Annotated in this window: 16 protein-coding genes; 11 read left to right on the top strand and 5 right to left on the bottom strand. The window is 65.2% G+C overall.

Annotated features, from left to right (window positions below):
- Positions 1 to 9 precede the first annotated feature (9 nt).
- Complete coding sequence (locus O3299_RS09110) at positions 10 to 1,812, bottom strand: DUF1800 family protein (protein ID WP_305062117.1); 1,803 nt, start codon at positions 1,810 to 1,812, stop codon at positions 10 to 12.
- 412 nt (positions 1,813 to 2,224) lie between these two features.
- Between O3299_RS09110 and O3299_RS09105 the strand changes: the two genes are divergently transcribed.
- From O3299_RS09105 to O3299_RS09070, 8 genes are all read left to right on the top strand, one after another.
- The gene (locus O3299_RS09105) at positions 2,225 to 2,791 is read left to right on the top strand and encodes a hypothetical protein (RefSeq protein ID WP_305062116.1); all 567 of its coding nucleotides are present in this window, start codon (positions 2,225 to 2,227) and stop codon (positions 2,789 to 2,791) included.
- A 63-nt stretch (positions 2,792 to 2,854) separates the two neighbouring features.
- Entirely contained in the window at positions 2,855 to 3,583 is a 729-nt protein-coding gene (locus O3299_RS09100; RefSeq protein ID WP_305062115.1) for a hypothetical protein, read from the top strand.
- A gap of 4 nt (positions 3,584 to 3,587) precedes the next feature.
- Positions 3,588 to 4,937, top strand: a complete 1,350-nt coding sequence (locus tag O3299_RS09095; protein WP_305062114.1) for a hypothetical protein — start codon at positions 3,588 to 3,590, stop codon at positions 4,935 to 4,937.
- The gene (locus tag O3299_RS09090; RefSeq protein WP_305062113.1) at positions 4,934 to 7,120 is read left to right on the top strand and encodes a hypothetical protein; all 2,187 of its coding nucleotides are present in this window, start codon (positions 4,934 to 4,936) and stop codon (positions 7,118 to 7,120) included. The genes O3299_RS09095 and O3299_RS09090 overlap by 4 nt, the downstream gene beginning before the upstream one ends.
- Positions 7,121 to 7,140: 20 nt before the next feature.
- Positions 7,141 to 8,187, top strand: a complete 1,047-nt coding sequence (locus O3299_RS09085) for an aminotransferase class I/II-fold pyridoxal phosphate-dependent enzyme (protein WP_305062112.1) — start codon at positions 7,141 to 7,143, stop codon at positions 8,185 to 8,187.
- Positions 8,171 to 9,034: a hypothetical protein gene (locus tag O3299_RS09080; RefSeq protein ID WP_305062111.1), complete on the top strand. Its 864-nt coding sequence runs from the start codon at positions 8,171 to 8,173 to the stop codon at positions 9,032 to 9,034. Before O3299_RS09085 ends, O3299_RS09080 begins: the two co-directional genes overlap by 17 nt.
- Positions 9,035 to 9,068: 34 nt before the next feature.
- The gene (locus tag O3299_RS09075; RefSeq protein WP_305062110.1) at positions 9,069 to 9,719 is read left to right on the top strand and encodes a hypothetical protein; all 651 of its coding nucleotides are present in this window, start codon (positions 9,069 to 9,071) and stop codon (positions 9,717 to 9,719) included.
- Between the two features lie 9 nt (positions 9,720 to 9,728).
- Entirely contained in the window at positions 9,729 to 10,457 is a 729-nt protein-coding gene (locus tag O3299_RS09070; RefSeq protein ID WP_305062109.1) for an amidohydrolase family protein, read from the top strand.
- 6 nt (positions 10,458 to 10,463) lie between these two features.
- On the opposite strand, the gene O3299_RS09065 is transcribed toward O3299_RS09070, so the two are convergent.
- The 4 genes from O3299_RS09065 to O3299_RS09050 all read right to left on the bottom strand — a co-directional run bounded on the left by O3299_RS09065 (position 10,464) and on the right by O3299_RS09050 (position 15,881).
- A complete protein-coding gene (locus O3299_RS09065; protein ID WP_305062108.1) occupies positions 10,464 to 11,861 on the bottom strand; it encodes a sigma-54 dependent transcriptional regulator in 1,398 nt (465 codons plus the stop codon).
- 257 nt (positions 11,862 to 12,118) lie between these two features.
- Entirely contained in the window at positions 12,119 to 14,383 is a 2,265-nt protein-coding gene (locus O3299_RS09060; protein WP_099667615.1) for an arginine/lysine/ornithine decarboxylase, read from the bottom strand.
- Positions 14,384 to 14,634: 251 nt separating this feature from the next.
- Complete coding sequence (locus tag O3299_RS09055) at positions 14,635 to 15,120, bottom strand: dihydrofolate reductase (protein WP_305052242.1); 486 nt, start codon at positions 15,118 to 15,120, stop codon at positions 14,635 to 14,637.
- Positions 15,117 to 15,881: an alpha/beta fold hydrolase gene (locus O3299_RS09050; protein WP_305062107.1), complete on the bottom strand. Its 765-nt coding sequence runs from the start codon at positions 15,879 to 15,881 to the stop codon at positions 15,117 to 15,119. Before O3299_RS09050 ends, O3299_RS09055 begins: the two co-directional genes overlap by 4 nt.
- A 213-nt stretch (positions 15,882 to 16,094) precedes the next feature.
- Between O3299_RS09050 and O3299_RS09045 the strand changes: the two genes are divergently transcribed.
- From O3299_RS09045 to O3299_RS09035, 3 genes are all read left to right on the top strand, one after another.
- On the top strand, positions 16,095 to 16,670 hold the full coding sequence (locus O3299_RS09045; protein ID WP_099667617.1) for a TerD family protein: 576 nt from the start codon (positions 16,095 to 16,097) through the stop codon (positions 16,668 to 16,670).
- A gap of 76 nt (positions 16,671 to 16,746) precedes the next feature.
- Positions 16,747 to 18,000, top strand: coding sequence for a TerD family protein (locus O3299_RS09040; RefSeq protein ID WP_305062106.1), 1,254 nt, complete (start codon positions 16,747 to 16,749; stop codon positions 17,998 to 18,000).
- Between the two features lie 9 nt (positions 18,001 to 18,009).
- Complete coding sequence (locus O3299_RS09035) at positions 18,010 to 19,344, top strand: VWA domain-containing protein (protein ID WP_305062105.1); 1,335 nt, start codon at positions 18,010 to 18,012, stop codon at positions 19,342 to 19,344.
- Positions 19,345 to 19,500: the final 156 nt, after the last annotated feature.

The raw sequence follows: 19,500 nt of genomic DNA, 5'->3' as shown, positions 1-19,500 counted from the left end.
GCTGCTTCCTTATTTTTGAACCAGGTATTCAGGCGAGGCCATGGCCAGGAAAATGGCCAGGTGCACGCGGTAGGTTTTTGCCGTCGTCACTTGCGCGGCATTGCTGCCGCTGGCAGGGGGAATCGCGATGCTCGTGACGGCCGCCAGGATCTTGCCGCGCAGCCGGGACGACATATTGCCGGACATTAACAGCAAGTTGACCCGGTCCAGCAAGGCGGCGGGCTGGTCGGCCAGGGCCACTTCGGCCGAGTAGTCGGCTTGCACGGCGCTGTTTTCCGCCACGCCGCCGCGGATGGCGTCCTGCATGAAGTTCAGGTAACCGGTGACGGATGGCTCCGATGTGATCTGCATTTCCGGCGCCACGAGGCCCGCCGTCGCCAGCGCCGAATTGGGCGGCACGTACGAGGGGCGGAAGTAGTTGAAGACGGATGGCGCGTTCATGGGATTCTGCCCCAGTCCCGACAGTGGATCGCTCAGGTAATAGATGCGGTACTGCAAGGCCGCATCCTTGGCGTGAAAGGCGCGCATCCAGTTGCCCAGGCGCACAAGCGGTTCGCGCAATTTGCCCGTGCGCAGGCTGCTGCCGGCTGGCGCCAGCGCGTCGGGGTCGAGCAGCACGGCGCGGATCACGGCCTGCATGTCGCCGCGCACGCCCGAACCATTGTTGGCGAAGGCGGCCGCAACCCTGCCCACATAGGCCGGGCTGGGGTTGCTGGTCACCAGGCGCTGGATCAGCTGGCGGCCGAAGAAGGGGCCGGCATTCGGATGGTTGAACAGGGTGTCGAGGGCCAGCGCCATGTCCGCTTCGCCGCCGGCGGCGCCCGCCGCGCTCACGCCCAGAAAGCGCTTTTCGCTGGTGGAGTGGTATGCCGCATAGTTCTGCATCGGTTTCCAGTCGCGGTCCGGATCGGCCACGCTGCCAAAGAAACGGTTCGCGCCCTGGTCCGGGCCGGCCCAGCTCCAGCCCGTAAATACTTTCGCCAGGCCGCCCACATCGTCGCGCGTGTAGGTGTCGATGGGCTTGCCGCCGGACAATTTCAATGAACCATCCGCATTCAGCTGGTACAGGCCGATGGTAAACAGCTGCATCACTTCGCGCGCGAAATTCTCGTCGGGCGTACGCGTGGCCGATTCCTTCTGGTTGCGCAGGTGCGACAGGTACAGCCCCATCATCGGATGGGTGGCCACGCCCTGCAGCAGGGTGCGGAAGTTGCCGAACGCATGTTGCCCCAGCATGTCGTAATAGCTGGCGACGCCCCGCGTTTGCGTCCATACGCTCTCGTTTTGCGTGGACACGACGAAGATTTCCGACAGGGCAAAGGCCACGCGCTGGCGCAACTGGTCGTCGCCGCGCACGGCTTGCTGCCAGAACGACTCGTAAAAGTCGTTCGGCACGGCCTTGGTGGCCGCCGCGCCCGCAACGGGATACTTGGCGTCGATATATTTGCGATGCAAGGTTTGCGGCTTGGAAAACTGCGCGCGGAACCAGGCGTCGCTGTCGCTGGCGGCGAGGGCGTCGATGGCCGCCATGTCCGGCCCGAACGTGGCGCGGCCCAGGAAGCGCGACGCTTCCGCGCGCGTGAAGGTGGCTGTCTGGTTGGCCGGCGGCGTGGTCAGGGGCGGCGGCGGGATGGTGTCGCCCGGCTTGGTGCCGGGGTTGGCCGGATCGCCGGGGGCCGTGGTGGTCGGCGGCACGACCGATATGTCCGGGTTCTGGGTGGCGCCGGTCTTGCTGTCGCCGCCACCGCCGCAGGCGGCAAGCAGGCTGAGTAATGTGATGGCCAATAAACGGCGCAAGGTAGGGTCTATCATTTAGTTTCTTTCAGGCAATCAAATTCTGGCCCATTAATTGTAGGGCTTGCCTACCAAAATCCTGTTTCCAATTAACTATTTACGTGTTGGCCACGTTTATTTTTATCGTCCGTTGGTATGGTATTGGTGGTGTTTTTGGCGGGGTAGCGCGAAGTTTGCTTTTTAAAAATGAAAAATATTTTTTGCCGATAGCGAGCACTGTGGCGGATAGGCGACGTAATCATTCCTGCCAATTAAGCTTGTTTGAAAGCTCATCTTGACAACGAAACCCGCTTCGCCGGAAACCATGGTTTTTACGCTATCGGCGAAACGCCGTTCGCCATCCTGTCCCATTCTTCCCCTGCGCCGGACTGGCATGGCCCTTGCATCAGGGAGGCATGGGCCACCCGCCCGCCTTCCACCGGAGCCTGTCATGACCAGCCGCCTGCTCGCCTATCGTCCTGAAATGGAATTGCCTGACGCGCCGGGCATGCTGCCGCTGCAGCAGGAAGATGCGCTGGCGCTGGCGGCGCAGTTGCTGGAATTGCAGGGGCCGGCCCAATTCGACGCTTTCCTGGCGCGCCAGCTGGGTGCCACTGCGGCGGGCCAGCAAGTGCGCGGCACGCCGCTGGAAGGGCCGCTGCGCCAGTTGCTGGGCAAGGTGGTGGCGCCCTTGCTGCCCCTGCATGGTGGCTCGCCGCAGGCGCTCAAGCGGCGCGCTGCGGCCATCTTCGGCATGGAACTGGAAGGATTGAGCCAGGAAGACAAGGAATTCGAACTGGCGCGCCAGGTCGTGCAGCTGATCGATGCCGTCAACACGGCGCTGGCGCAGGACGGCGTCCTGGGCGCGCGCGACCCCAGGGCGCGGGTGGACGCGGCCCTGCTGCAAGTGGCACGCCGCGTGGCGCCAGGCTTGCTCAGGCAGGCGGCGCAAACGCCGGGAAGGGACGGTGGCCATTGGCGCCGCGAGGGCGGGCACATCGTCGTGCTCGATTGTTAGCCGGACGGCTGCTGCGTCCGGCACTGTTATGTCAACCGAGTTGCTAACTTTGAGGAGTTCATCATGCATGACTTGGATCGTACGACCCTGGAATACGGACAGGAAATGTCCGGCTTTGAAGCGGAACAGTTCGAGTTTGGCCAGGGCGAGTGGAGCGGCGAGGGCGGCGCGAACGCCATGTTTTCCGAGGCCGAGGAGATGGAACTGGCGAATGAACTGTTGTCGGTTAGCAATGAAGCCGAACTGGAACAGTTTCTCGGCAATTTCCTGCGCAAGGCAGCCTCCGTGGCGGGCGGCATCATCAAGTCGCCCGTGGGACAAGCGATCGGCGGCGTGCTCAAGGGCGTGGCGAAGAAGGCCATTCCCCTGGCGGGCGGCGCCATCGGCGGCTATTTCGGCGGCCCGCTGGGCGCCAAGATCGGCAGCGGCCTGGCCTCGGCCGCCGGCAGCGCTCTGGGGCTGGAAGCGGAAGCGTCGTCGAACGAAGACCGCGAATTCGAGGGCGCGAAGCAGTTCGTGCGCCTGGCGGCCGATACCGTCAACCGCGCCGCGCAAGCGCGCGGCAATGGCGACCCGCGCGCCGTCGCCCAGGCGGCGGCCAGCGCGGCGGCGCGCCAGTTCGCGCCAGGCTTGCTGGGCCGCCCGGGCGGCCAGGTCGCCACGCAGAACGGCAGCGGCGCGGGTGCGGGGGGCGGCATGGCGCCGGCCGGCGTGCGCAGCCAGGCCGGCATGCGCCCATCCAGCGGCCGCTGGGCACGCCAGGGCCACAAGATCGTCCTGTACGGCGTGTGACATCATGGCCATCGGCGCTTATGCAGCCTGGATGCTGGAGCAGGAGGCGCGCTCGCTGCTGACGCGGCTGGCGCGGCTGGAACCGTTCGCGCTGATCGAGCCGACGGTGCTGGCGGCCGCCCTGATGCCCAGCGCCCAGTCGGCCATCGAAAGCCAGCTGGTGCAGGGCCGGCGGGCCTTGCGGCGCATGGTGGCCCAGTTCCAGTGGTGGCTGCGGCGCGAGCACGCCGACGGCGCCAGCATGGCCACGGCCGCCGAGGCCCAGCGCCGCTTCACTTTCCTGCGCCTGAAGTTCAATGCCGCGCTGACCCAGTTCGACCTGTTCAACGAGGTCATCACGCAGCGCAGCGAGCACAAGACGGGCGTGTGGCTGGCCGGCCTCGACATCGTTGCCGCCGATGCGCTGGCGCTGCCCGGCGATGTCTACCAGGCGCCGCCCGTCATCTGCTACCTGGACCGGGGGCCTGGCGCGGCCATCCGCCGCGCGCGCACGCGCCTGCCTGGCGGCGGTGACAATCCCGTCGCCATCATCCGCCTGCCGCGCGAACGCATGATCGGCAGCGGCATCGCCTCGTCGCTGGTGCACGAAATAGGCCACCAGGGCGCGGCGCTGCTGGACCTGGTGGCGTCCTTGCGGCCCGTGCTGCAAGCCATGCAGCACGGCGGCAGCGGCCTGGTGCACGTGTGGCAGTTGTGGGAGCGGTGGATTTCCGAGATCGTGGCCGACTTCTGGTCGCTGGCGCGGGTCGGCGTGGCCGCCACCCTGGGCCTGATCGGCGTGGTGAGCCTGCCGCGCGTGTTTGTCTTCCGCCTGAATATCGACGATCCCCATCCGGTGCCATGGCTGCGGGTGCGCCTGAGCTGCGCCATGGGACGGGCCTTGTATCCGCATCCGCAGTGGGACCGCCTGGAACAGTTGTGGCTATCGTACTACCCGCTGGCCGGCTTGCCGCCGGCCCGGCAGCGGCTGCTGGAACAGTTGCAGGCCAGTATGGATGCCCTGGTGGGCTTGCTGGTGCAGCACCGGCCGCCGGCCTTGCGCGGCGGCTCGCTGGTCGAAGCCATGGCCGTGCACACGCGCCAGCCGGCCATGCTGGCGCAGCTGTTTCGCAGCTGGACCCTGGCGCCGGCGCAGATGTACCAGGCGACGCCGACCCTGGTGTTCGCCGTGCTGGGCCAGGCGCGCGCCAGCGGCACCTTGAGCCCGGAAGACGAAAGCGAGCTGCTGGGGCGTTTGCTGACCCACTGGGCCCTGCGCAGCACCCTGGACACGTCGGAGCTGTGCGCGGATGTCGTGCGGCATGGCCGCCGGTCCGGCAGGCCGTTTGATTATCCATTGAGGAGAATGACATGAGCAGCAAGATGAGCAGCAAGATGAGCAGCAATATGGGTGGCAAGATGGGCAGCAGGAGCGGGGCGGCGGGCCAGGCGGGGCCGAAACAGCAGGGCGGCAGCATCGTCGTCACCGTGCACGAGCAGGACAGCGGGGCCATGGTCGTCAATGCCGCGATCAGCCTGTACCGGGGCGCCGAGGCGGACTGCCATGATTTCAATGCCGCCGCCTGGCAAGCCGACCCCGCCATGCTGGTCGGCGTGCGCTGGACGGATGGCCGTGGCGGCACCGTGTTTGCCGACCTGGCGACGGGCAGCTACGTGGGCGTGTATGGCAATTTCCCCGCCACGGCGCCCCAGTGCGTGACGGTGCAGGCCGGCTGCAGTGCCGTGCTGTGCTTCAAGCCGCAGCTCAACCCGCAGGTGGGGCTGGCCTTCGAAACGCCGGACTGCCATCCCAGCGACTGCAATTTCGGCAGGGTGGGCGACCGCGCCGTGGCCACCGTCTCGTTTGACGGCGATCAAAGCGCGGACGGGCGCGACCAGGTGCAGGTGCTGGCCGCCGCGCCATGGGTACCCATGCGCGGCACGCCGAACGCCTTTTCCACACCCGTGCGGCGCGCCGGCATGCACCGTTTCATGGCGCAGATGATGCTGTCGCAGCGGCCCGACCTGCGCGGCGCCTTGCCCGTGCCGGAAGGGCTGAGTCCGAACGCCATGCTGGCCGTGGATGCGGAATACGAGACGGAAGAGCGCCAGCCGCAGCCCATCTCGGGCAATGTGGGCGTGTCGCTGACGCGCACGGAAACGGAACCGACGGAAGACTTGCCCCTGTGGACCTTGATACGCAACAGCACCGAGGCGATGTCGTTTACAAATTACCTGCATTTCATGGACAGCCTGTTTTGCGGTGACCTAGCCGCCGTGCGCGGCTTCGAGCAGGAGCGCTTCGTCAAAAAGGCCGACATGTTCCAGCAGCTCAAGCAGCGCCGCGCGCTGCCGTTCTCCGATTCGGACTCCTACCGCGTGCTGAAAGTGGCGACGGAAGCGTTCGTGATGGTCAATTGCGGCGTGCTGAACCAGCCGCTGGCCTTCAATCCGGCCGAAGACAACGCCTATCTGGACCGGCGCGACATCCCCCAGGGGCGCGACCTGGAAACCGTGCTGCGCAACGATTACCTGGAAAACATCGACGGCTTCCAGACCTTGCCCTATCTGGCCGTGATCCGGCGCAAATTGCCCGACATCCCCATCAGCATCCCGCGCGGCCAGGAAGGCGAAGTGGACCTGTGCTTCGGCATCATCCAGGAAAAGCTGGCCAATCCCTGCCTGCTGGAACTGATCTGGTCGTACTGGCACGAAGAGGGCATGCTGGTGCAGACCATGAACGCCATCGCGCAACGCTTCCAGAACCTGCGCGCCCCCGGCGGCGGCCTCGACCCCCTGTCGAACACGGAAATCGACATGCTGCGCCCGCTGAATAACTTGCTGTGGGGCTACACCCAGGATGAGCAGCACCGGCTCACCGTGGTGCGCCGCAACTATGAGTATGACCATCACTACGGCGTGCGCCTGGACGGCAAGGCAGTGCAGCACTTCCGGCCGGCCGACAGCCGCTCCAAATTCCTGGAAGCATTCCACCACCTGCTGCGCCTGTTGACCTCGTTCTACAAGCAGGATGACGACACCACGGTGAAGGCGGACGCCTTCCCCGTGCTGAATGCCTTGAAGGAAATTCATTTGATCCTGTCGCAGGGCGCGCACAACCAGTTCGGCGACTTGCCGTCCACGGCGCGCATCGAGATGCTGATGCAGCAATGGATGCTGGCGCGCCCCGAATTCCGCGAATTCTTGCCGACGCGCGTGATGGTGGCCTATCCGGAACCGTGGATGGACCGGGTCGATGCCATGAAGAAACTGCAAGGCTGGACGGATACGAGCGTGATGCATTTCCGTAACCTGGCCATCTTTGGCGAGCAATTGCTGCTTTCCGTGCGCTACGGCAACTGGAGCGACATCTACGAACCCACGCAGGCGTTCAACTGGGCGCGCTTCTGGCGTCCGCAAGTGCAGGGCTATATCCACGGCTACCGCGCCGCCACCGGGGTCGACCTGTCCGTCGACAGCAGCGACCCGGCGATCGAAGCGACGATGCCCTCGGTATTGCTGCGCCAGCGCCTGAGCCAGCAGCTGCGCAGCGTCTAGGACGGGAGCGGGGCGCGTGCATGCTCGATTTTACCAGTGCGCTGTACCTGGGCATGCGCCATCCGGCGGCTTCGCTGGCGCCGTGGAACAGCCTGACTCAGGGACAGCCGGCCGCGCTGCAGGAGCCGCCCGGCGCGCAAACCCTGGCAGCAAGCCTGGCTGCGCTGCAAGGTTGCGAGGCCGCTTGCGTGCTGCCGTCGACCCTGCACCTGTTCTGGGACCTGTTCGGCATGCTCGCTGCCGAGCGGCTGGTGATCCTCGTCGATGGCGGCAGCTACGCCATCGCGCGCTGGGGCGCCGAGCGGGCGCAGGCGCTGGGCTTGCCCCTGCGCATATTTCCCAGCGGCGAGATGGCGGTGCTGCGGCGCCTGGCGGCGGACTGGGGCCGGCAGGGGCGGCGTCCGCTGATCCTGGCCGATGGCTATGTGCCGGGCAGCGAACAGGTCTTGCCGCTGGCCAGCTACGCGGCCCTGGCGCGCCAGGGGGGCGGCTATCTGCTGCTGGACGACACGCAGGTGCTGGGCGTGATGGGCACGGCTGGTGGCGGCTCGGCGCGGCTGCATGGCTTGCCGGGCGGCTACGACAAGGGGGGCGGCCACCTGATCGTCGGCGCCTCGCTGGCCAAGGGCTTTGGCGTGCCGCTGGCCGTGCTGGCCGGCAGCGGCAACTTGCTGCGGCGCTTCGCGGCGCACAGCCAGACGCGCGTGCATGCCAGTCCGCCTTCGGCAGCCGTGCTGGCGGCGGCGCGGCGCGCGCTGGCGCTCAATGCGCGCCATGGCGACGCCCTGCGCGCCAGGCTGGCGGAGCGGGTGGCGCAATGGAGGGCGGGGATGGCGGCGGCCGGCATCGCCTGCCAGGGTGGCAGCTTTCCCGTGCAGCGCCTGCCCGGCCGCGCCCATTTGCAACAGGTCTTGCGCGCAGCGGGCGTGCTGTCGCTGGCGCAAGCGGGGGACGGTCCCGGCGCGCTGACTTTTCTGCTGCGGGCCGACCAGACGCCACGGCAACTGGAGCAGGCGATGGGCTTGCTAGAACATCACATCAGGAGGCGATATGAACGAAGCGTTTGAAATGCTGCCCTTTGCGGGGCAGCCTGGAGCGGCCGGCGAGCAGGAATGGCAGGGGGAGTGGTCGCCAGAGTGGTCGCAGGAGTGGCAGGGGGAGGAAGAGGGCGAGGCCGAATGGGAGGGCGAGCGCTGGCCCCCCGGTGGCGCGCGCGGGGGCATGCGCGGCGGCGGGCTGCGCGCGCGGCCGCCCCTGCGCGGACAGCGCCGTCCCGCGCCGCCGCGCTACCAGGCGAATCCGGCGCGCAGGCCGCCGCGTCCCGCATCGCCGCCTTTGCCCTATCTGCCGCCGCGCTACCGGGGCTGGGGCGGCTACGTGCCCATCTACCCGACCCTCTATCCGCAGGCCTATCCCGTGGCGGAACCGGCGTTTGGCGACCAGCCGGAGCCGGGCATCGATGCGGGCCAGGGACAGGATCAAGGGCAGGGCCAGGACGATGACGGGCAACAAGGTGAAATCCCGCCCACCCTGGCCGGCACCATGGGCCGGGTGCCGGAAGCGGCCGCCTTGACCTACCAGGCGCTGGGGCCGCTGGCCAATGCCTTGCGCGACCCGAATGGCCGCGGTCCGGGCCTGTACGTGGTCGAATTCGATGCGGGCGGACGGCGCCGCGCCTACAGCGGCCAGACGGACGATCTGCACCGGCGCCTGCTGCAGCACCGGCTGTGCGGCCAGATGATGGGCGTCGACTTGAGCGGTCACCAGGTGTACGTGGCGGCCCTGTCCTCGGCGGCGCAGCGGCGCCGCATCGAGCAGCGCATCCACGACGACATGTTCGCCAACCAGCGCGGCGTGCTGACCAACCAGCGGCGCGAACTGGAACTGGCCGTGCTGGGTGAAATGTGGAACTGACGAGAGCCCGTTCATTATTGAGAAGGAGAGCACCATGCATCAATTCGAATGTGAATGCGCCCAATGCCGCCAGCGGGCCGGCGCCGCGTTTGAAGTGCTGGAGTTTGGCGAAACCTGGTCCGGCAAGGGGAGCGCCCCGGCCGTCTTCAGTGAAGAGGAAGAGTTGCAGCTGGCCATGGAACTGCTGGAAGTGTCCAGCGAGGAGGAGCTGGAACAGTTTCTCGGCAACGTGTTCAAGAGCGTGTGGAAGGGCGTCAAGAAGGTGGGTGCTACCATCGCCAAGGTGGCCAAGCCCCTGGGTGGCGCCTTGAAGGCCGTGGCCAAGACGGCCTTGCCCTTTGTCGGCGGCGCCCTCGGTTCGATGATCCCGATACCGGGCGTGGGCACGGCGCTCGGTTCGGCCCTGGGGCGCGCCGCCAGCAATGCGCTGGAACTGGAGCTGGAGGCCGCGGCGCCGGCCGACCGCGAGCTGGAGCTGGCGCGCCGCTTCGTGCGCATCGCGGGGCAGGCGGCGCGCCTGGCGGCCGACGGCGACGGCAGCGCGCGCGCCGTGGAAAGCGCGCTGACGCGGGCCTTGCACCAGCAACTGCCGCACTTCCGTTCGGCCGCGCCGCAGAATGAGGACGAGAGCGGGCGCTGGCGCCGGCGCGGCAACCGCATCGTCGTCATGGGCGACTGGCAATAGCGCGGCAAGATGATCATCGACTGCCATTGCCATGCGGGACCGGGCGACGGATTGAGCGGGCCGTGGGACAGCGATGCGCCGCTGCAAGCCTATCTGCGCCGCGCGCAGGCGGCCGGCATCGCCCGCAGCGTGCTGTTCGCCACCTTCCACTCCGATTACGCCATCGCCAACCATGGCGTGGCGCGTCTGGTGTCGTCCGATCCGCAGCGTTTCTACGGCTTTGCCTTCGTGCATGCGCGGCGCGACCGGGGCCGCATCCAGGATCTGGTGCGCACGGCCGTCGAGCGCTACGGTTTTGTCGGCATCAAGGCGCACCGCCTGGATGCGCGCATCAGCGGCGAAGTGTGCGACGCGGCCCGCTTCTTCGGCTTGCCCGTGCTGTACGACCCGGCCGGCGAAGTGGCCGTGGCCGAACTGCTGGCGCAGCAGTATCCCGACGTCGATTTCATCCTGCCCCATCTGGGCAGCTTCGGCGACGACTGGGCGGCGCAGCTGGCACTGGTCGACCATCTGGCGCGCCACCGCAACATCCATGCGGACAGCTCGGGCGTGCGCCGCTTCGACCTGCTGCAGCAGGCCGTGCGCCGCGCGGGGCCGCACAAAGTCTTGTTCGGCTCGGATGGCCCCTGGCTGCATCCGGGGCTGGAATTGCACAAGATTCAGCTGCTGGGCTTGCCGCCGCTGGATGCGGCTTTGATCACGGGTGGCAATTTCTTGCGGCTGGCGCGGCTGGCTTGAGGCAGATCAAGGTGCGGCCGGCGTGGCCGGCGGTGTCGCAATACTGGCGGCAGTCGCGGCTGGCGTCGCGCAGGCGGCCGCCTTGCGGCGTATCTGCAGGGCGCGGTCCGTCACGCCCAGGCGGGCGGCGGCGCGCTGGTTGTTGCCGTGTTCCTCGGCCAGCACGAGGCGGATGGCCATGTCGGTGGCGCAGCGCGCGATGTGCGACAGCTTGCAGCCCTGAGCCAGGGCCCGTCGCACGGCCGCTTCGAAGTGCTGGTCGGGCCAGGGCGGGGCCAGCAGCCGTTCTTCGGGGGGCAGGGCGCCGATGGTGATGGGACCGGGGCCGCAATGGCGGTGCCAGATGTGCGTGACGGTCTGGCGCAGCTCGCGCACATTGCCCGGATAGTCGCGCAGCAGCAGGTATTCGCGCACGGCGGCGTCCAGCGGGGGCGGCTGCTGCTGGGCCAGTTCGGCGAGGAAATGCCGGGCCAGCGGCAGGATGTCGTCCTGCCGCTCGCGCAGGGGCGGCGTCTGGCAACGCCAGCCGGCGATGCGGTAATACAGGTCGGCGCGGAAGGCGCCGCGCGCCACCTCGTCTTCCAGTGCGCGGTTGGTGGCGCAGACGAGGCGAAATTGCGTCGGTTGCCAGGTATTGCCGCCCACGCGCTTGTATTTGCGTTCCTGGATGGCGCGCAGCAGCTGCGCCTGCAGGGGCAGTTGCAGTTCGCCCACTTCGTCGAGGAAGAGCACGCCGCCGTCGGCCAGGGCGAAAGCGCCGTCGCGCGGTGCCGCCGCGCCCGTAAACGCGCCCCTCTCATGGCCGAACAGTTCGCTGCCAGCCAGTTCCGGCGACAGGGTGGTGCAGTCGAGGATGGTGAAGTCGCCCCGGCAGTTGCCCAGGCGGTGGACCAGTTGCGCCAGTAAATCCTTGCCCGTGCCCGTCTCGCCCGTGATCAGCATCGGGGCCTGGCTGAAGGCGGCCATTTCCACCACCTGGTGCAGCAAGGCGGTCCAGGCAGCGCTGCCGCCCACCAGTTGCTGGCGCACGGCGCTGGACGCCAGCAGCTGCGCCACGGCTTGCCAGCGCTGCAGGCGCGCCAGCACCTGGCCCGCATCGACGGCGCCGCCAGGCCACAGCAGCACATCGAGCGCGCCGGCCGCCAGCAGGGCCCGCTGTTGCGCGCAGCTGAGGGCCTGGCCGCAGGCGGCGATGGCCAGCACGCGGGCATGGCTGCACAGCGCCGGCAGCGCTTGCAGCAGCGCCGTATTGGCTTCGGCGAACAGCACGATGCCCGTTCCATCTTCTTCGCCATCGTGCCGCCGGGCTATAGTTACCTGAGCCTGCTTCAAGGCCGCCGCCAGCAAGGCGCCACTGCCAGCCGCCGCCTGCTGCATGATTTCCAGCCACACCTTGAGCGTCATAGGCCTGCCGTCACGAGGGCACGAGTCGCCCATCTTAGAAGCCCGATACCGCAGCCGTTTGATCTGGCACAAGCGTGCGCGGTAGCCGGAAATGAAAAACGCCGCCTGATCTGCATCAGGCGGCGCCAGTGAGCGCGGTTCCAGCAACGTCATCAAGCACCGTCACGAGAATGGCTAAAAACGTTCAGGGCAAGGCGCATTGCCGAAGACAGTACGAATAGTACGGCTAGGCAATGCAACGCCGCCATGGACGATTTTTAGGCGTTCTCATCCATCTTGACGCAGTCGACGAAGTAACCGCGCTTGCCATCGACTTCGCGTTTCACGAGGCCATGCACATCCGTCTCGAAGCCGGGGAAGCGCTCGTTGAAGTCGCGTGCGAAGCGCAGGTAGTCGACGATGGTCTTGTTGAAGCGCTCGCCCGGGATCAAGAGCGGGATGCCTGGTGGGTACGGCGTCAGCAGGATGGACGTGATGCGGCCTTCCAGTTCGTCGATGGCCACGCGCTCGATTTCGCGGTGCGCCATCTTGGCGAACGCGTCCGACGGCTTCATGGCCGGGATCATGTCCGACAGATACATTTCCGTCGTCAAACGGGCCACGTCGTAAGCCTTGTAGAAATCGTGGATCTGCTGGCACAGGTCGCGCAGGCCCATTTTTTCGTAGCGTGGGTTGGCCGCCGCAAATTCCGGCAGGATGCGCCACATCGGCTGGTTCTTGTCGTAGTCGTCCTTGAATTGTTGCAAGGCCGTCAACAGGGTATTCCAGCGGCCCTTGGTGATGCCGATGGTAAACATGATGAAGAACGAGTACAGGCCGCATTTTTCAATGATGACGCCGTGCTCGGCCAGGTATTTGGTGACGATGGACGCGGGGATGCCCGTGTCGCCGAACTGGCCATCCAGCGACAGGCCCGGGTTGACGATGGTCGCCTTGATCGGGTCGAGCATGTTGAAGCCGGGAGCGAGGTCGCCGAAACCGTGCCAGTCATCTTCGGCGCGTATCATCCAGTCTTCCTGCTGGCCCATGCCTTCGTCGTTGAAGCTGGCCGGACCCCACACCTGGAACCACCAGTCCTGGCCCCATTCCTGGTCGATCTTTTTCATGGCGCGGCGGAAATCGAGCGCTTCCATGATCGATTCTTCCACCAGGGCCGTGCCGCCCGGCGCTTCCATCATGGCCGCGGCCACGTCGCACGAGGCGATGATGGAATACTGCGGCGAGGTCGAGGTGTGCATCAGGTAAGCCTCGTTGAAGGCGTCCTGGTCCAGCTTGACCGTGTCCGATTCGCGCACGAGGATTTGCGAGGCCTGCGACAGGCCGGCCAGCAATTTGTGCGTGGACTGGGTCGAGAAGATCATCGATTCCTTGGCGCGCGGACGGTCCTTGCCGATGGCGTGCATATTCTTGTAGAAATCGTGGAAGGTGGCGTGCGGCAACCACGCTTCATCGAAGTGCAGGGTGTCGATCTTGCCGTCCAGCATTTCGCGCAGGGTTTCCACGTTGTAGATCACGCCATCGTAGGTCGATTGCGTGATGGTCAGGATGCGCGGCTTCTTGTTCTTCGCTTCGCGCGCGAACGGATTCGCTTCGATCTTGCGGGCAATGCTTTCCGGCGTGAATTCATGCAGCGGGATAGGGCCGATGATGCCCAGGTGATTGCGCGTCGGCATCAGGAACACGGGAATCGCGCCGCACATGATGATCGAGTGCAAGATCGACTTGTGGCAGTTGCGGTCGACGACGACGATGTCGCCTGGCGCCACGGTCGAATGCCACACCATCTTGTTCGAGGTCGAGGTGCCGTTGGTGACGAAATAGCAATGGTCGGCATTGAAGATGCGCGCCGCATTGCGTTCCGACGCGGCGACAGGACCCGTATGGTCGAGCAGCTGGCCCAGTTCCTCGACGGCGTTGCAGACGTCGGCGCGCAGCATGTTTTCACCGAAGAACTGGTGGAACATCTGGCCGATCGGCGACTTCAGGAAGGCCACGCCGCCCGAGTGGCCGGGGCAGTGCCACGAGTAGGAACCGTCGTTGGCGTAGTGCACCAGCGCGCGGAAGAACGGCGGCGACAGGCCGTCCAGGTAGGATTTCGCTTCGCGGATGATGTGGCGCGCGACGAATTCCGGCGTATCTTCGAACATGTGGATGAAACCATGCAGTTCGCGCAGGATATCGTTGGGGATATGGCGCGAGGTGCGCGTTTCGCCATACAGATAAATGGGGATGTCGGCGTTCTTGTAGCGGATTTCCTCGACGAAGGCGCGCAGCGACTTCAAGGCGTGATCGGTTTCCTCGATGGAACCGGCGCCGAATTCTTCATCGTCGATCGACAGCACGAAGGCTGACGCGCGCGATTGCTGCTGGGCAAATTGCGACAAATCGCCGTAGCTGGTCACGCCCAGCACTTCCATGCCTTCTTTTTCCATTGCGGCGGCAAGGGCGCGAATGCCCAGGCCGGACGTATTTTCAGAACGGAAATCCTCGTCAATGATGACGATGGGGAAACGAAATTTCATGCATGTCTCCAAAAAAGCAAGCCGCCCCTGACAGATGTGAAGGGGCGGACTAGGGCGCGACGGTCAGGCGGTAGTGCAACCCGGCAGCCGCATAAAAAAAATAAGAACGGGATTCTCGCAGAAATGCGGCCTCTGCGGGAAAAAAATATCGCCCCAAAGCGCCACAAGCTTGCGCTAGCGTGACGCAACGGTGTGACAGGGGTATTACAGCAACATTCTGCTCAATTAATATCTACCTTATATCAACCTTATCAGGCTTTGCGTTGCAGCGTGACAAAGGCGTAAGGCAGGCCGGATTTCTCCGAAACATGCGCTTCGCGCGCGGTTTCTTGCCACACGGCATGATCCACGGCGGGGAAAAACGCGTCGCAATCGAACGTCTGGCCGATTTCCGTGATGATCAGGCGCTGCGCCAGGGCCAGCGACTGTCTATAGATGTCGGCGCCGCCGATGACATAGCCTTCGGCGCCGTCCAGCAGGGCGATGGCCGCTTCCAGCGACGGCGCCGCTTCCACGCCTTCATGGCGCCAGTCCGGATTGCGCGTGATGACGATGTTGCGGCGGTTCGGCAGCGGGCGGCCGATGGAATCGAAGGTCTTGCGGCCCATGAGGATGGGGTGGCCCGTCGTCAAGCGCTTGAAATGCGCCAGGTCTTCCGGCAATTTCCACGGCAGGGTGTTGTCGATGCCGATGCCGCCTTGCTGGTCGGTGGCGACGATGATGGTCAGTAAGCTCATTGGTTCTGTGAAAAAGGTGGGGGCGAGGCCCGATGCCCGTCATTATCGTTGAAATTGCCGGCAGCCTCCAGATGCGCACGCATGGCTTGCGCCAGCGCGCCTGGCGCTTCCAGCGGAATCATGTGGCCGGTATCGTCTTTCAGTATGTGCAAGGTGGCTTGCGGCAGGCGGGCGGCCATGGCGCGCAGGTCGTCGGGATCGACGAGCTTGTCGTCTTCGGCGCCCACGATCAGCACGGGGAAATCGAGTTCCGGCAAGCGCGCCATCAGGTCGGGGCGGTCTATCGTGGTGAGAAATTGCGCCAGCAGCACTTCCTTGCCCAGGTCCAGCCCCATCTGCTGGATCAGGCCCGTGATGGCGCCGTCCTGCAAGTGCGACGGGTGCAGCAATTCGCGCAGGCGCTGGCGCGTGATGCCCGTATAGGCATTGCGATCGAGCATGGCGACGATGCGCTGGCGCGCTTCGACCTCCGCCGGCAGCAAACCTTTGGCCGAATTGGCGATCAAAGTGAGGGATTTCACACGCTGCGGATGCGCCAGCGCGTGTTCGAGCGCCAGGTAGGCGCCCAGCGAAAAGCCCACCAGATGGGCTTGCGGAGCACTGCGGCTGGCGATCATCTGCTGCATTTGCGGGCGCGTGCGCGCCTGGTGCAGGGGGATGTGCTGCAGCTCAAAGGCGTCGCCCAGGGCAGGCGCCAGGCGCGACCACAGGCGTGCGTCGCACAGGGTGCCAGGAATGCAGTCGAGTCGTATATTGATCAAGGACAAACCTAGTGTGAAAAATTTTTGTCGAGCGGCATTATCCGTCATTTTGCGCATGGGGACAGCGGCGCGATTTTTCCGTATGGCATTATTTTCAATAGTGCGCGGCTGGCAAGCCGGAACTTTATGGTAGGCTCATGGCTCATCAAGCCGGCGTGCCGGCGACGTGACCTGAAACACCGAATGCAACCCCCACATTAAAGAGGAATTACCATGGCGATCAGTTTGCAAAAAGGCGGCAATGTCAACCTGAGCAAGGAAGCTCCCGGCTTGAAGAAAATCGTGATTGGCCTGGGCTGGGACCCGCGCGCCACCGATGGCGCCGCTTTTGACCTGGACGGCAGCGCCTTCCTGCTGAAAACGGATGGCAAGGCCCGTTCCGATGCCGATTTCATTTTTTATAACAACCTGAAGTCGGCTGACGGCTCCATCGTCCACGCGGGCGACAACACGACCGGCGGCGGCGATGGCGACGACGAGAAAGTGGCCGTCGACCTGGCCAGCGTGCCCGCCGACATCGACAAGATCGCCATCGCCGTGACTATCCATGACGCGGAAAACCGCAAGCAGAACTTCGGCATGGTGGGCAAGGCCTACATCCGCTGCCTGAACGGCGACAACGGCGCGGAAATCGCCCGCTACGACCTGTCGGAAGACGGCTCGACGGAAGCGGCCATGATCTTCGGCGAAATCTACCGCGCCGGCAGCGAATGGAAATTCAAGGCCATCGGCCAAGGTTTCAAAGGCGGCCTCGGTCCTCTGGCACGCTCGTTCGGCATTAATGCATAAAAAGCAATTGTTTGCGTAACTGTACCGGGTGGCACCGCTGCCCGGTTCTGTCTCTCTCTTCTTTCTCCCCGACTCCATGGAAAACCTGATCAAGGGGCAGCGCCTGGCGCTGTCCGGCCTCGTCACGGGCAATGTCGTGCAACTGGGACTCGCCAGCGCTGGCGTGCCGCTGGACTTTGCCTGTTTCGGCCTCGACGCCAACGGCAAGCTGTCCGACGACCGCTACATGACTTTCTTTAACCAGCCGCGCACGCCGTGCGGCGGCGTGGAAGCGGCGGCGCCGTCCGGCGATGCGGCCGGTTTCAGCTACCAGCTGGACCGCTTGCCTGCCTCCATCGAGCGCCTCGTCGTCACGGCCGCCATCGATGGCGCGGCCACCATGGCGCAGCTGGGCAGCGGCTACCTGCGCTTGCAGGACGGCGGGCGCGAGTTGGCCCGCTATACGTATGCGGGATCGGATTTTGCGCAAGAAAAAGCCGTCATGCTGGGCGAGTTCTACCGCAAGGACGGCGGCTGGCGCTTCATGGCCGTGGGCCAGGGTTTCAATGGCGGCCTGGGCGCTCTGGTCGCCCATTTCGGCGGCGAAGTGGCGCAGGCGGCAGCGGAGCCGGCGCCGCCGCCCAAAATTTCTCTGTCGAAAATCTCGCTGACGAAGGCAGGCCAGACGCACAAGGTGTCGCTGCAAAAAGGCGCGGGCGCGCCGGGCAAGCTCACCGTCAAGGCCAGCTGGGTCGATAACGGCGATGGCGACGACGATAACGACGACCTCGATTTAAGAGTCGGCATCCTCTTGCCAAACGGCCAGATGCGCTTCATCCAGGCGCCCGATACGCCGGGCAGCTTCGACGTCATGCCATACGTGCGCCACCTGGGCGACGTGGCGGGCGCATCGGGCAAGGAACCGGCCACGGAAGCGGTGGAAGTCAATCCCGCGCTGGCGCAACAGTACGGCGGCACGGTGGGCCTCGTCTTCAGCGTGTATTCGGCGCTGGCCAATGGCGCCGTGTCGGTCGCTTCCATGCGGCCGAAGATGGTCATGCAATATGGCGAGCAGATCGTTGAGTGCGCGTTCGACTTCCGCCTGTCCAAGGCGGCCGAGGACGATTCCGTCTACACCTATGTGATCGGCATGGCGCGCATCACGCCCGACAGCATCATCCTCGAACCGTCCGGCAAGACGTCGGAACCGGGCAGCGAAGCCACGCCGTGGCTGAGCTGGCAGGGCGAGAACCTGCAACTGGCCTTCAACGGTCCCGTCGTCTTCAAGGGCGAGGACAAGGAAGACGAAGATGATTTTAACGCGGACAATCCGCGCCGCTATATCGCCTAGGAGGCACTGATGGAAACCTTGTCCAAGGGACAGCGCTTGCCGCTGGCCAATCTCGTTCCCGACGGCGTGCTGCAGGTGGGCGTCGCCGCGCAGGGGCTGGCGCTCGACGTGGCCTGTTTCGGCCTCGACGCCAACGGCAAACTGGCCGACGAGCGCTACATGACCTTTTTCAACCAGCCGCGCACGCCGTGCGGCGGCGTGGAAGCGCGCCCCGGCAGCGGCGGCGACATGGCCGAGTTTGCCTTGCAACTGGCGCGCTTGCCGGCCGGCATAGACCGCCTCGTCGTGACGGCGTCCATCGATGGCGGGGGCGTGATGTCGCAGTTGCAAGCCGGCCACGTGCGCCTGCAGGCGGGCGGACGCGAGCTGGCCCGCTTCGCCTTCGCGGGTAGTGATTTCGCACAGGAAAAAGCCGTCATGCTGGCGGAAATTTACCGCAAGGATGGCGGCTGGCGCTGCATGGCCGTGGGCCAAGGCTTCAATGGCGGACTCGACGCGCTGGTGCGCCACTTCGGCGGCGAAGTCGACCAGGCCGCTTCTGCTGCCCCTGCGGCGGTTTCGGCCGTCATGCAGGCAAAGATCAACCTGGAAAAGCGGGTCGAACGGGAAGCGCCGCAACTGGTCAGCCTCGTCAAGCAGGCGGGCGTGTCGCTGCAGAAAGTGGGTTTGCTTGACCACCGCGCCAAGGTGTGTTTGTGCCTGGATATTTCCGGCTCCATGGGCCGACTATATAAAGAGGGGCTGGTGCAGCGCTTTGCCGAACGCATCCTGGCCCTGGGCTGCAAGTTCGACGACGATGGCGAAATCGATGTTTTCCTGTTCGGCAAGAACGTCCACCATCCGGCGCCCATGGCCTTGAGCAACTGCAATACCTACGTGGGCCAGGCCATACAGCGCCATCCGCTGGAAGGCGACACGCGCTATGGCGCCGCCATGCAGGCGATACGCGCATTTTATTTCCCCGATGGCGCCGGCGGCGAGCGCACGCGGCCCGTCGCCGCGGAATTGCCCGTGTACGTGATGTTCGTCACCGATGGCGGCACGAGCGACCAGGCGACGACGGAGAAACAATTGCGCTGGGCCAGCCATGAGCCGGTCTTTTGGCAATTCATGGGCATCGGCAAGGGGCGTAAATCGAAAAGCAAGTTTCTCGCCGCCTTTGCCGATTCCGACTTCCCCTTCCTGGAAAAGCTCGACGAATTGCAGGGCCGCCTGGTCGACAATGCCAATTACTTTTCCGTCAGCTCGCCTGACGAGCACAGCGATGCGGAACTGTATGACTTATTGATGACGGAATATCCGGGCTGGCTGAAGCTGGCGCGCGGCAAGGGCTTGTTGAGGTAGCGCAAAGGTGGCGTAAAGGTCATCGGATGAGGCTATGCGACCACAAGTGCGAGAGATTTGTAAATTGAAGTAAATAACAATGGTTCGCATTTGCTTTGCTCCTTGCAATCGTGGCATGCTTTGAGAATGTGCTCTCACGCTGCGGCGTAGTGCCTC

The sequence above is a fragment of the Janthinobacterium sp. SUN176 genome, assembly GCF_030587335.1.
Taxonomy (GTDB): Bacteria; Pseudomonadota; Gammaproteobacteria; order Burkholderiales; family Burkholderiaceae_D; genus Janthinobacterium; species Janthinobacterium kumbetense.
Note: the sequence above shows the minus strand (reverse complement) of the source record. Positions and strands in the feature narration are given on the sequence as shown.

Excerpts from the sequence above, each read along its gene's own strand:
- O3299_RS09110 (WP_305062117.1), bottom strand. The coding sequence starts at position 1,812 with ATGATAGACCCTACCTTGCGCCGTTTATTGGCCATCACATTACTCAGC.
- O3299_RS09040 (WP_305062106.1), top strand. The coding sequence starts at position 16,747 with ATGGAAAACCTGATCAAGGGGCAGCGCCTGGCGCTGTCCGGCCTCGTC.
- O3299_RS09035 (WP_305062105.1), top strand. The coding sequence starts at position 18,010 with ATGGAAACCTTGTCCAAGGGACAGCGCTTGCCGCTGGCCAATCTCGTT.
- O3299_RS09095 (WP_305062114.1), top strand. The coding sequence starts at position 3,588 with ATGGCCATCGGCGCTTATGCAGCCTGGATGCTGGAGCAGGAGGCGCGC.
- O3299_RS09105 (WP_305062116.1), top strand. The coding sequence starts at position 2,225 with ATGACCAGCCGCCTGCTCGCCTATCGTCCTGAAATGGAATTGCCTGAC.
- O3299_RS09060 (WP_099667615.1), bottom strand. The coding sequence starts at position 14,383 with ATGAAATTTCGTTTCCCCATCGTCATCATTGACGAGGATTTCCGTTCT.
- O3299_RS09055 (WP_305052242.1), bottom strand. The coding sequence starts at position 15,120 with ATGAGCTTACTGACCATCATCGTCGCCACCGACCAGCAAGGCGGCATC.
- O3299_RS09085 (WP_305062112.1), top strand. The coding sequence starts at position 7,141 with ATGCTCGATTTTACCAGTGCGCTGTACCTGGGCATGCGCCATCCGGCG.
- O3299_RS09100 (WP_305062115.1), top strand. The coding sequence starts at position 2,855 with ATGCATGACTTGGATCGTACGACCCTGGAATACGGACAGGAAATGTCC.
- O3299_RS09075 (WP_305062110.1), top strand. The coding sequence starts at position 9,069 with ATGCATCAATTCGAATGTGAATGCGCCCAATGCCGCCAGCGGGCCGGC.
- O3299_RS09090 (WP_305062113.1), top strand. The coding sequence starts at position 4,934 with ATGAGCAGCAAGATGAGCAGCAAGATGAGCAGCAATATGGGTGGCAAG.
- O3299_RS09045 (WP_099667617.1), top strand. The coding sequence starts at position 16,095 with ATGGCGATCAGTTTGCAAAAAGGCGGCAATGTCAACCTGAGCAAGGAA.
- O3299_RS09070 (WP_305062109.1), top strand. The coding sequence starts at position 9,729 with ATGATCATCGACTGCCATTGCCATGCGGGACCGGGCGACGGATTGAGC.
- O3299_RS09065 (WP_305062108.1), bottom strand. The coding sequence starts at position 11,861 with ATGACGCTCAAGGTGTGGCTGGAAATCATGCAGCAGGCGGCGGCTGGC.
- O3299_RS09080 (WP_305062111.1), top strand. The coding sequence starts at position 8,171 with ATGAACGAAGCGTTTGAAATGCTGCCCTTTGCGGGGCAGCCTGGAGCG.